The following is a 12552-nucleotide window of genomic DNA, read 5'->3' on the forward strand; positions in this document are numbered from 1 at the left end:
CTAAGCAAGCACCCTGCCTATTATTCTTTTATTATTTTCTTCCTCAATACCAATTTTCTATTATTCAAAATCTCCACAATATAGACGCCACTCTCCAAATAATTCAGATAATCCAAATGATAAGCCTCAGTATTCTCAAAAACTCTATCTAATACTACACGGCCGGAAATATCATAAATCACAACCTCATCCATCCCTAGCTTGTTTGTGTCTTCAATTTTCAGGTCTAAATATGTATCGAAGGGATTGGGAGAAACTGAAATAATCGATTCGAAACTAGGGTCAATTGGATTATACGCCTCTTTGTTGAGGATTGCTGGATCATAATCAAACGGATTTGGATTATTAATTCTGGAAGCCAATAAACTTGTATTATCCAACCTTGAAGCTTGATTTTCTGTATCAATCGTAGCAACAAAAGAACTTCCCGATTGCGCCGTAAATCCTGGCAATAAATTTATTTGATTTACGGAGGTAACCTGACAGTTTGAGGCCGAGGGTACTAAAAAGTTATCTCCAACATCTATCACAAATTGATAATAAAAATTCTCTAAATCATGATGGGTATTGGATACGGTATAGTCTGACAGATCAGCCAATTGATTTTCAGCGTAAAACACGCCAAGCACTTTGCTGTCAACAATATCATCTGGATCTACTAAAGGCAATGTTTCTCCATCAAACACATAGGTACCATCATAACGTAGCATTGAGGTTATAATGTGAGATGAACCTCCTGGATTGGCTGTTTCCCAGTCATCCCACAATTTGTCCACAAAGGTATGGTGCAAATAAAATATTGGATCCCTAGGAGACATAGGAGAAGGCATGGCCCCTCCAACCCACCTATGGGCTCCTGTATGAACACGCCCTCTTTCCATAGTATTGGCATACTCCAAAAACTCTTGTAAAGGTATAGACTGTACATCAATCACATCTTGAGGGGTAGGTAATAAATCGACATCGTTTACCGTTGCATAATTCCTTTGCAGGTCCCATGCTTGATCGAAGGATCCCATGAAATCATCGGCCCATACAGGAGAAAATATAGATTGATCTACAGAAGAATCCCACCAAGGAAGGCTTATATCAGGGTTTAGCTCCTGCATGGCCTGTTCCATTTCAAACATTTGATACCGATGCCATGCAAAGAAAATTTGACGTTCAGGTTCATCAGGGAGATTAAAATGGATATCTAGCTGTGTGGGGTCATCATCATCATCAAAATTGAAAAAATCTGAGTGAAACTGGGCCAAATCTGCTACCAAATCAGGACCATTACGAAGTTCGTAAAACGCATTGACCAACTCCTCTCTTTCGTACTCGGTCATTTCCTGATAATTTTTACGAATGCTCTGAGCCCAAACCGTTTGAACCAACACACACATTAAAATTACATATATTTTCAATGCCCTTTTCATTTGACTCATTAATTTTTAAGTGCTTCCACTTTTTCTTCTAATTGTTGAATTCTCTTATCCTGTTGAAGTATGTAAAGTGTTAATTCCTCTATTTTCTCCAATAGAATGGCATTCATTTCCCCCAATCCTATACCTTGTTGTTTCACCTCACTTTCACTCGGTACATTAAGCAGATGTCCTTTTTCTTCTATATGTTTTTTAACTTCCAACAAAGTTGGTAGCTTATAGTTACTATCAAAAACATAATCAGGCCAAGAAGCCTGTAATGCAACCCTAACCTCCTCTGCTATCATATTACCCGCTACCGCTAACCTATAACCTTGCGTATTGGTGGTCCCAATTCCTATATTTCTTGCAGCGAACAAATCTCTACCAGTCCAATCTACCGTGTCTAGATTAGAATTTAACGAAGTATAATCGATAATCCCGGAAGTAGTAGTAACATCCAATACCGCACTTTGATTGGAACTATTATCTGCAGCATCCAGAGCCGACACGGAAAAACCGTAAGAGGTTTCTGCAGTAAGTCCTGTTACCACAAAAATTACAGCTCCAGCACTAAACCCAATACTCTGACCGTTCTGAAAAATTTCATAATCTACCACTCCAACATTGTCGGTTGATGCGCCCCAATTCAATATCAATCCTGTATCCGTAACATTCGTAGCAAGAAGTCCAGTTGGTATACTTGGCGCCTCGGTATCTGGAGGAGTCAAGGTGGTCACCTGCAATACAGCGCTTTGATTTGACGCATTATCAGAAGCATCTATAGCAGTAAGGTTAAAATTATAGGTCGTGTCTCCGATAAGTCCCGTAACATTAAAAGTTAGAGCTCCCCCACTAAAGCCAATACTCTGACCGTTTTGGAACACTTCATAATCTACCACTTCAACATTGTCCGTCGAAGCCGCCCAATTCAATGTCAAGCCCGTGTCAGTGACATTGGTGGCATTAAGTCCTGTGGGAATGCTCGGGGCTTCAATGTCCGGTGGACTTGCCGTGGTTACCTCCAAGATAGCACTCTGGTCGGAAGCATTATTAGAGGCATCAATGGCACTCACCGTGAAATCATAGGCCGTGTCCCCTGTTAATCCTGTAACGTTAAAAAATAGAGCTCCCCCACTAAAGCCAATACTTTGTCCGTTTTGAAATACTTCATAATCCACTACACCCACATTGTCCGTGGAAGTCTCCCAATTCAATGTCAAGCCCGTGTCAGTGACATTGGTGGCATTAAGTCCTGTGGGAATGCTCGGGGCTTCAATGTCCGGTGGACTTGCCGTGGTTACCTGGAAGATGGCACTCTGGTCAGAAGCATTATCAGAGGCATCAATGGCACTTACTGTGAAATCATAGGTTGTGTCCCCTGTTAATCCTGTAACGTTAAAAAATAGAGCGCCAGTACTTAAACCAATACTTTGTCCATTTTGGAATACTTCATAATTCACAACACCAACATTGTCCGTGGAAGTCTCCCAATTCAATGTCAAACCTGTGTCGGTGACATTGGTGGCACTGAGACCTGTGGGAACGCTCGGGGCTTCAATGTCGGGAGAATTTGCGGTAGTCACCTGCAAGATGGCACTCTGGTCGGATGCATTATCGGAGGCATCAATGGCACTTACCGTAAAGTCATAGGTCGTGTCCCCTATTAAGCCTGTAACGTTAAAAAATAGAGCGCCAGTACTTAAACCAATACTTTGTCCGTCTTGAAATACTTCATAATTCACAACACCAACATTATCCGTGGAAGCCTCCCAATTAATGGTCGCACCTGTTTCTGTAACATTGGTCGCATTGAGACCTGTGGGAATGCTCGGCGCTTCGTTATCCACAGGCGTCAAAGTTATTACCTCCAGCACGGCACTGGGTGCCGAGGCATTGGTGGCAGCATCTATAGCTGTCACCGTGAAATCATAACTTGTAGAGGCATCCAGTCCCGTAACATCAAAAGTCAGCGCTCCACCACTAAAACCGATGCTGACATCATCTTGGAATACCTCATAGTCCACCACACCAACATTATCCGTGGAAGCCTCCCAATTAATGGTCGCACCAATTTCTGTAACATTGGTCGCATTGAGACCTTCGGGAATGCTCGGCGCTTCGTTATCCGCAGGCGTCAAAGTTGTTACCTCCAGCACCGCACTTGGTGCCGAAGTATTGGTTGCAGCATCTATCGCGGTCACCGTGAAATCATAACTTGTAGAGGCCTCCAATCCTGTAACATCAAAAGTCAGCGCTCCTCCACTAAAACCGATGCTGACACCATCTTGGAATACCTCATAGTCCACCACACCAACATTGTCCGTGGAAGCCTCCCAATTAATGGTCGCCCCTGTTTCAGTAACATTGGTCGCATTGAGGCCTGCGGGTATGCTCGGTGCTTGGTTATCCGCAGGCGTCAAGGTTGTTACCTCCAGTACTGCACTTGGTACCGAGGCATTGGTGGCAGCATCTATAGCGGTCAATGTGAAATCATAACTTGTAGAGGCCTCCAATCCTGTAACATCAAAAGTCAGCGCTCCTCCACTAAAACCGATACTGACATCATCCTGAAATACCTCATAGTCCACCACACCAACATTGTCCGTGGAAGCCTCCCAATTAATGGTCGCCCCTGTTTCAGTAACATTGGTCGCATTAAGGCCTGCGGGAGAGGTCGGCGCTTGGTTATCTGCAGGCGTCAAGGTAGTTACCTCCAGTACCGCACTTTCTAATGAAGAATTTCCAAAACCATCAATAGCTACAACTGTAAAATCATAAGAGGTATTTTCTGTTAAACCTGTAACATTAAAAGCAAGTCCACCTCCACTTAACCCAACGCTCGCCCCATCTTGAAATATTTCATAGTCCACAACACCAATATTATCTGTTGCGGCCGTCCAATTAATGGTCGCCCCCGTTTCCGTAACATTCGTAGCATTAAGATTGGTAGGAGTCGTAGGGTCCTCATTATCCACCAATAAAATACTAACATTATCAATCACCACAGAATTTCCAATTTGAGCACCAGACCATGGAGCGGCATACACCCTAATTATAGGGTTTGTGTTAGTGGCAACAAGAGTCCAAGTATATTCAGTCCATCCAGTAGTATTAATTAAGGTTGTTGTAAACCCATTGAAACCAAACCAATTGGCGAAAGCAGGTTGAAAATTAGTTGTTCCTAAACGTGCCCATATACTAATTTGATAGGTTTCTCCCACTATAGCATTGAAGCTATAATTACCTTCCTTTCCCGTACCATCCGATACTGCTGCTGCAATATTTATAGCAAAATTTCCAGAAAAGGGATCATCTGTAATAGAAGTAATATTTCCATTCCCGTTCCACCCCGTTGTCGCATCAGCTTCATTCAATATCGAAGCAGCATTGGCATCATCATGTAAATTTTGGCTAGAAACAGACCATACAGACAACAACAATAACAAAAAGCAAAAATTTTTCATAACCCTGAGGAATTAAAAAGAAACCATAATTCTTTGAAGAAAAAACTATTAATCTTCGGAGCTATTAATCTGTGCTTAAGAAGTCTGCATTATATCTAAAGGAGATACTTCTAAAGTTACTCATATATAAGGTTTAATAAAAAATAATACTTTCTATTCCATAAAAAACCGACTAAGTGCAAATTAACCATACTTATACTACATATAACTGATTTTCAATAAGTTAAATACTTACATCCCGTTAAGAAAACCCCTTAACTAATAGATAAAAACCCTTCACAAAATGATTTAGGATTTGGGTCAGAATGCTCAAAAAACTCTCATTTAATCCTGCTGACATCAATTCTGTTCAATAAAAAACTCGCTTTAACTTGGGTTAAAGCGAGTTTTAAATACTTCTTTTTGCTATGAATTAATGAACCTTCACCTCATCACCTTATAAGATATATCTGTCGTAATGGTTTTCCAAGTATCGGATCTAAAAGGGGATGCTGGAAATCCTTCTTCATTATACAAATTGCAATCGCCAGCATCATCTGCCCAACCAAACCTAACGGCAACAGGACTTGTAACATTATCACAGTAAACAATCACCTTATTATCCTTGATATAGGCTTTGGCATAATAATACTTTTGATCTTGCCCCGCAAGCTCAAAACCTTTCACATAGCCATATCGGTCTGGAGTCATCAAACCACTGCCTGTATGCTCAAAAGTTACGGTAACCTGATTACCCTCCACTTGCATTGATTTATAAATAGGACTTTCACAAACGATATTCTTGCCATATACATTACGTAAAGCTATCGCCGATAATCGTTTACCAACATCCTGTTTATTTGTTGGGTGAATATCCTTGGCGTTACCAATATCTGTTGTCACACACATCGCTGTATTTGAAACGGTTTGAGCCGTGTAAGACTGAGCTTCCCTTAACTCGGCCCAACGACTTCCGCTATTGCTGTTTCCATTAAACTCGTTAAAGCTCGATAATTGCACAAAATAAAAAGGAAACTCACCTTGCCCCCATTGTTGTCTCCAATCGTTGATCATTAAAGGAAAACTGGTTTTGTACTGCTCAGCTCTATGGACATTTGCCTCCCCTTGATACCAAATAACACCTTGGAAACTATAAGGCATCAACGGATTCAACATCGCGTTGTACAATAATGAAGGATAATTATTAGGTGAAAATTCATAACGTACATCAATTACGTTGAACTTCCATGCCCCTGCCAAAGAAATATCGATATCACCAACCGTAACTTTCAAATCTACAGGGTCTCCATAAATTCCACCACCACCAACATAATCGGTAACTTTTACAGCCACCACATTGGTTCCTTCCTTTAGCACACCTTTGTCAACGCTGTACTTTCTACTTACGTCATATTGACTGTTGCTCCCCACTTCTACGCCATTTACATACGTAACATCAACATCATCAACTTTTGCCAAATTCAAAATAAAAGGTTTACCCGCCAAATGAGCTGGTACTTCAAAGGTTTTTCTAAACCAAACAATCCCATCCATATTAGGCAATTGTTGGTTTTCCCATGCATCAGGAAGCATCATTGTTGGCCAAGTACTGTCGCTAAACTCTAGAGTAGTCACCTTACCCAACTCTTCTTCACTTAATATTTTGCCTTGGATGTTTTCAATTTTCTTGGCTATAACTGCCTTTTGCTCTTTAATGACACCTTCCAAATCTAGATCTGGTAGATTGGAGATATATTTACCAAATTCATCACTCTTTGACAAGCCTTCCTTACTAGTCCATGTTTCCACACAGGTTCCTCCCCAAGTAGTATTAATCAATCCTATTGGAACATTCAATTCCTTATACAGCTTTTTAGCAAAGAAGAAGCCCACGGCCGTAAAATCCCCAACATTATCACGATTGGAAACCGTCCAATTTCCTTGTTTTAAATGTGACTTTGGTTGGGCACTCATATCCTGTGCCACCAAAAACTGTCTGATTTGAGGATAATCCGCGTCATTCATTTCCTGTTCGGCATTGGTAACACCACTCACAGCAAACTCCATATTGGATTGCCCACTGCAAATCCATACTTCTCCAACCAAAATGTTTTTGATTTGAATGGTATTCTTACCCTTAATGGTCATGGTGAATGGCCCTCCAGCTTTTTCCGCTTTCAATTCCAAAGACCATTTTCCATCTTTGTTCGCCTTGGTTTTAACCTTTTGTCCGTTAAAGGATACTTCTATTTTTTCATTGGCATCAGCCCATCCCCAAACTGGAATAGGCTTGTTGCGCTGCAAGACCATATCATCTGCAAACAGTAAAGGCATTTCAACCTTGGCATAGCCAAAAATGCTCAACAATAAAATAAAAGGCAATACAAACTTTTTCATGTTCCTTCGTTATTTTTTAGTTTCAATTTTAATTACAAATGCTTTGTCATCGATCGTTTCACTTGGTGTGGTCAACTTCAGTCCTTCTTCTTCAAGTGAAAAAGAAAGATCTTGGTCCGATCCTAAAATGCTCACTTTTTCAATGGAAAGTCCATCCTCACCTAACACGTTTGAAGTTACAGACGATAAGGTAATTGACCTATCATTACCGGGCCAGCCCAGTACAATGGCATAGATAGTATTTCCTTTTTTGGTGTACCTCACATCCTGAGCTGTATAGGTTAATTTATCCAAAAACATTCCTGATTTCTCCTGCTTAGTTGGCCCTTCTCCAAATACTTTCCAAGTTGAAGACCCATAAATAGCTTCTCCGTTGGTGTTTAGCCAATTCCCAATAGTCAGCAAAATCTCCCGTTGGTTTTCAGGAATGATTCCGTTTTCCATAGGAGAAACGTTCAACATCATCGCTCCATTTTTACTCACTATATCCGCTAACAAATCAATGATTTCATCGGCAGTTTTCAATCCCAAATCATGGGTATAACTCCAACTTCCTACAGACACCGTTTCATCGGTTAACCAATAATCTTCAGTAATCTTGTTCATACGCCCTTTTTCAAAGTCTTCTACACTCACCGATTTTGGCAACTCGCCTTCCTTATGGGTAATGACCACTTCTTGGTTACGGACTAACGATTGATTGATATAATAGGCGGCAAATTCTTCTTTATAGGAGTCAGGGATTTTATCAAGCTTTCCGTCAAAATAAATTAAATCCGGGTGGTAATTATCAATCACTTCTTTTAATTCTGCCAACCAATTGCTGTAAAACACCTCTTTTTCAATGTTTCCATATAGAATGCTCAATTCAGGATCATTAGAGGATGTTGGCATGTTTGGATTGTATGGAAAGTACGAAGTGTCATCCAACCATTTTGTAGAATCCTGCTGAAAAATCTGAAGGTTTCTAGCCTTGTGGAATGAGGTAACAAACTTCATCCCCTTCCCATGAATAGCTTTACCCAATTCACCAACAATATCACGATGTGGACCTTTATCCATGGAATTCCACGGATTGGTTTCACTATCCCAATTAGACCAACCATCATGGTGCTCAGCTACGATTCCTGCGAATTTTGCCCCCGACTTTTGGAACAAGTCAGCCCAAGCTTCGGCATCAAACTCTTCAGCCTTGAACATGGGTACGAAATCATGGTAACCAAATTCTGATGGTTCCCCATAGGTTTCCACGTGATGTTTGTTTTCAACACTACCTTCTACATGCATCAACCTAGGATACCAGTCGTTGGCAAATGCGGGTACCGACAACACTCCCCAATGGGCATAGATTCCAAACTTCGCCTCACGGAACCATTCCGGAGCTTCTTGGTAGGCTGCCAAGGAATCCCAATTAGCGGCATAATGAGGGGGTTTCACCTCTCCTTTTTGCAGCTCTTTTTTACTGTTGTTACATGCTGTAAACACAAAGATAAGCACCAAAAGGCTGATGCTTATCTTTGTTAATCTAATCCTATTCATTGTTATCTTTTAATTATTCGTAACGGCATCAATGATATCTGGAAAGTATTCTTCTCCAGTAGTTCTGTTGAACAATCCCATTTGGTGGTTATCAGGATATCCATTATCCCAAACCACTGGCACCAAACCATGGCTCAAGGCAGCTTCCGTTGTTTTCTTGTAATAGTAGGCTCTGTAAACTTCTGCACCTTCCACTTCACCTCTAAAACTAGCACCATATTCACCTAAAATGACACCTATACCTTGGTCTACAAAATTCGTCTGCATTTTAGTGAATTGGGTTTCCAACCAATCTTCATCACCCCAACCAGCAGTTGCCGAAGGATCTGTAGCAATGGCTCCCCATTGACAAACTTCGTCTGTGCTGACATCCAAGGTAAATTGATAAGGGTCATAATAGTGTACTTCCATCAACATTCTATTTGCAACTGTATCTTCTGGAAGTACCGCAAAATTAACGGTGTGATCAATGTTTGTATTGAAGCCTTGAACCGTTAAATAACGGTAAGCATTTCTTCCTCCTGTGGCACGAACTGTAGAAATGAAAGTTTGATTGAAACTGTTTTGAACCGTATAATATTCTTCCGTTGGCGTTCCATAGTCGCCATCTACCATTACTTCATTAGAGCCAGCAAATACCAGGTGATAATCGTAGTCTCTAAAATAAATGGCAATTTGCTGCCACATTTTAGCCAATCTGTCATTTACATAATCTTGATCCTCATAGGTAGGTTGCATCCAACCTCCGTCCCAGTGAAGATTCACGATGGCGAACATATCATTATCCAACACATAGTTAATCACTTCCTCTACACGAGTTAAGCCTTCATTACTGATGGTGTAATTATCATCTCCCTCTTGGATATAATTACTCCAAGCCACCGGAATTCTAATAGTATTGAATCCTGCAGCCTTAACTCCATTTATTAAATCTTGATTGATCAATGGATTTCCCCAAGCGGTTTCACCGCCTACAGCTTCCAAAGAATTACCAACATTCCATCCCAAGCCCATAACATCAGTTAACTGAACAGAAGTATACTCACTCATCTGACTTGAATCTGGAGCAATTGATAAAATTGAACCTGCCTGAACAACCTGAATTTCTTGACTAGACTCCGAAGTATACACCTTGATAACAGCTGTACGATCTGTTTCCACATCGCTTACTGCTGCTTGAACTGTAACACTTCCATTACCCAAACTAGAAGAATTGGAAAGAGTCAACCAATCTGCCTCAGTATTTACTCCCCAAGTAATGTTTGGAGAAGTTGACACATTAAAAGTTGCTTCTCCTCCACTTGAAGGAAAACTCAGCTCATCAGTGCTCAAAGTAAAATTAACACTTCCTCCACTATCTTCATCGCTATCACTATTGCAGGAAGTAAAGCCTACCAGCATTATAATTAATGCCATAGCCTTAAAAATGCTATTAATTGTTTTCATAGTTAGAATCTTGAATATTAGTTAACTGTTATTGTTTGTTCTGCAACTATATTTCTTGAGGAGTTCCCCACTCGAATTTGGTAAGTACCTTTTTCAACTTCCCATGATTTGGTTTCTACATTGTAAAAAGCCAATTCTTTTACAGGAATTTGAACGGTTACAGTTTGCGAAGCGCCTGCCTTAACATCTACTTTGGCAAAACCTTTCAATTCTTGGGCTGCACGCACTACTTTAGATTCTGGCTTAGACACATATACCTGTACGACTTCCTTACCATCAATTACACCAGTATTATTTACAGCTACTTCTACTGAAATAGTTTCATTTTCCGTATAAGCCTCTGCATTAGTTTTAACTCCTGAAATTGAAAAATCTGTATAAGACAATCCATATCCAAACGGATATAGAGGTGCTACATTTTTAGTATCGAACCAACGGTATCCAACCAAAATGCCTTCCTCATATTTTACAACATCATCACCAGGGAAGCTGTTAGTGGCATGCGCAGGAGAATCCTTTAAAGCTACTGGCATGGTCCAAGGTAATTTACCTGAGGGGTTGATATTCCCCAATAACACATCTGCCAAAGCATTCCCACCTTCTGAACCGTTGAACCAACTCCATACCAAAGCTTTGGTACTTTCGCTCACATTTTTAATATCGAAAGGCGCTCCGGCAATCATCACCACAATGGTGTTAGGATTTACTTCCATAACTTTTTTGATCAATTCTTCCTGACCAAACGGTAAGTTCAAGTTTCTACGATCTGAAGCCTCAGTTTCGTAATCTCTGTTAGACCCAGCAAAAATGATGGCCATATCAGAGTTTTTAGCAGCTGTTAAAGCTTCTTCCAACTTGGCCGGATCCAATTCATCCACCGTGATTGGGCCTTTTAAGGTTACTTCCTGTTTTTGATCGTTTTCATTTTTTGAGTAACGCTCCAAATAGCCTTCGGCATAATTGATTTCGATGCCTTCTGGCAATCTGTTTTTCAAACCTTCCAAAGGTGTTACCTCACGCTTGGTTTTTACACCGGCTCCAAATCCACCCAAGGCATTTTTCTTGGTAGCGTTGTTTCCAATAACCGCAATGCTTTTCAAACCTTCGGTTTTAATTGGCAACATTTTGGCCTCGTTCTTTAGAAGTACTACAGACTCCGACGCAATCTTGTAAGCATCTTCAAAATGTGCTTCGGTGTTGATACTTCCGGTAGCACGTCCCTTATCGTCAATACTCTTAAGTGTGTACATCACCTGCATGATTCTACGTACGGATTTGTCCACCTGAGCTTCGGCAACTTTTCCTGATTTTACTGCTTCAATCAAGGCATCTGCAAAGTAAAACTCATTGAATGGTTTTGGTGTTCCCATTTCAATATCGGTTCCATTTTCCAAAGCCTTTTTGGTATCGTGAACCGCAGCCCAATCGGAAATTACAATTCCTTCAAAGCCCCATTCATCACGAAGGACTTTGTTCAACATATAGTCATTTTCACATAGGTAATCGCCTCTAAATTTATTGTAGGCTCCCATAAAACTATAAGCATGTGCCTCTTCTACCGCCGCTTTAAAAGCTGGCAAGTAAATTTCGCGAAGCGTACGCTCATCAATTTGAACGTCTACAAAATCACGATTGGTTTCTTGGTTATTAGCTGCATAGTGTTTTACACAAGCTGCTACATCATTTTCCTGAAGCCCAACGATAAAAGGAACCGTCATTTTTTTGTTCAAAAACGGATCCTCGGTAAAGTATTCGTAGGTTCTTCCTCCAAGCGGTGTACGGATAATGTTAATGGCTGGCGACAACAACACATCCTTATCTCTTGCGATGGCCTCTTCCCCTACGCTGTTTCCAAAAACATAACTCAACTCAGGATTCCAGGTTGCTGCTACTCCACCACCCGCTGGGTAGTACGTCGCGAAGTCATTGTCCCATCCTGCAGCTGACCAGTTGTCTTTTGAGATTTCTTCTCGAACCCCCAACGGTCCATCGGCCATGGTCAATTCTGGAACTCCCAAACGCTCCACAGCAGCGGTTGCAAACATGGTGCTTCCGTGCAACATGCCTACTTTTTCTTCCAAAGTCATTTGTGCCATCAACGAATCGATTTTAGCATCGAATTCGTGGGTTACCGGTTTCCCTTTATAGGTGGTCTCCACTTTGGCACTCTCGGCCACTACTGGCTCGGATGTCTTTTCTTCCTTACATGACATTGCCAGCAAAGACGCTGCAACTACAGAGGTATATATTAATTTGTGTTTCATGTGTAATATCTATTATTCTATTTGAACTGACGGTGTCTCTAAATTATCTGCAAC

General features: G+C 40.9%; 6 protein-coding genes. All 6 read right to left on the bottom strand.

Annotated elements, in window-relative coordinates; all coding sequences use genetic code 11:
- Window positions 1-20: 20 nt before the first annotated feature.
- The gene (locus tag ZA05_RS01630; protein ID WP_053990117.1) at window positions 21-1430 is read right to left on the bottom strand and encodes a tyrosinase family protein; all 1410 of its coding nucleotides are present in this window, start codon (window positions 1428-1430) and stop codon (window positions 21-23) included.
- Window positions 1430-4873 (bottom strand): fibronectin type III domain-containing protein, encoded by a 3444-nt coding sequence (locus ZA05_RS01635; protein WP_053990118.1) that lies wholly within the window; start codon window positions 4871-4873, stop codon window positions 1430-1432. Before ZA05_RS01635 ends, ZA05_RS01630 begins: the two co-directional genes overlap by 1 nt.
- Before the next feature lie 423 nt (window positions 4874-5296).
- Entirely contained in the window at window positions 5297-7249 is a 1953-nt protein-coding gene (locus ZA05_RS01640; RefSeq protein ID WP_053990119.1) for a sialate O-acetylesterase, read from the bottom strand.
- A 9-nt stretch (window positions 7250-7258) separates the two neighbouring features.
- Entirely contained in the window at window positions 7259-8788 is a 1530-nt protein-coding gene (locus ZA05_RS01645) for an alpha-L-fucosidase (RefSeq protein ID WP_053990120.1), read from the bottom strand.
- Between the two features lie 9 nt (window positions 8789-8797).
- Entirely contained in the window at window positions 8798-10234 is a 1437-nt protein-coding gene (locus ZA05_RS01650; protein ID WP_053990121.1) for a cellulase family glycosylhydrolase, read from the bottom strand.
- 17 nt (window positions 10235-10251) lie between these two features.
- Window positions 10252-12498, bottom strand: a complete 2247-nt coding sequence (locus ZA05_RS01655; RefSeq protein ID WP_053990122.1) for a glycoside hydrolase family 3 C-terminal domain-containing protein — start codon at window positions 12496-12498, stop codon at window positions 10252-10254.
- Window positions 12499-12552 lie beyond the last annotated feature (54 nt).

The organism is Mangrovimonas sp. TPBH4 (assembly GCF_001280505.1).
GTDB lineage: Bacteria > Bacteroidota > Bacteroidia > Flavobacteriales > Flavobacteriaceae > Mangrovimonas_A.

Excerpts from the sequence above, each read along its gene's own strand:
- ZA05_RS01650 (WP_053990121.1), bottom strand. The coding sequence starts at position 10,234 with ATGAAAACAATTAATAGCATTTTTAAGGCTATGGCATTAATTATAATG.
- ZA05_RS01635 (WP_053990118.1), bottom strand. The coding sequence starts at position 4,873 with ATGAAAAATTTTTGCTTTTTGTTATTGTTGTTGTCTGTATGGTCTGTT.
- ZA05_RS01655 (WP_053990122.1), bottom strand. The coding sequence starts at position 12,498 with ATGAAACACAAATTAATATATACCTCTGTAGTTGCAGCGTCTTTGCTG.
- ZA05_RS01630 (WP_053990117.1), bottom strand. The coding sequence starts at position 1,430 with ATGAGTCAAATGAAAAGGGCATTGAAAATATATGTAATTTTAATGTGT.
- ZA05_RS01640 (WP_053990119.1), bottom strand. The coding sequence starts at position 7,249 with ATGAAAAAGTTTGTATTGCCTTTTATTTTATTGTTGAGCATTTTTGGC.
- ZA05_RS01645 (WP_053990120.1), bottom strand. The coding sequence starts at position 8,788 with ATGAATAGGATTAGATTAACAAAGATAAGCATCAGCCTTTTGGTGCTT.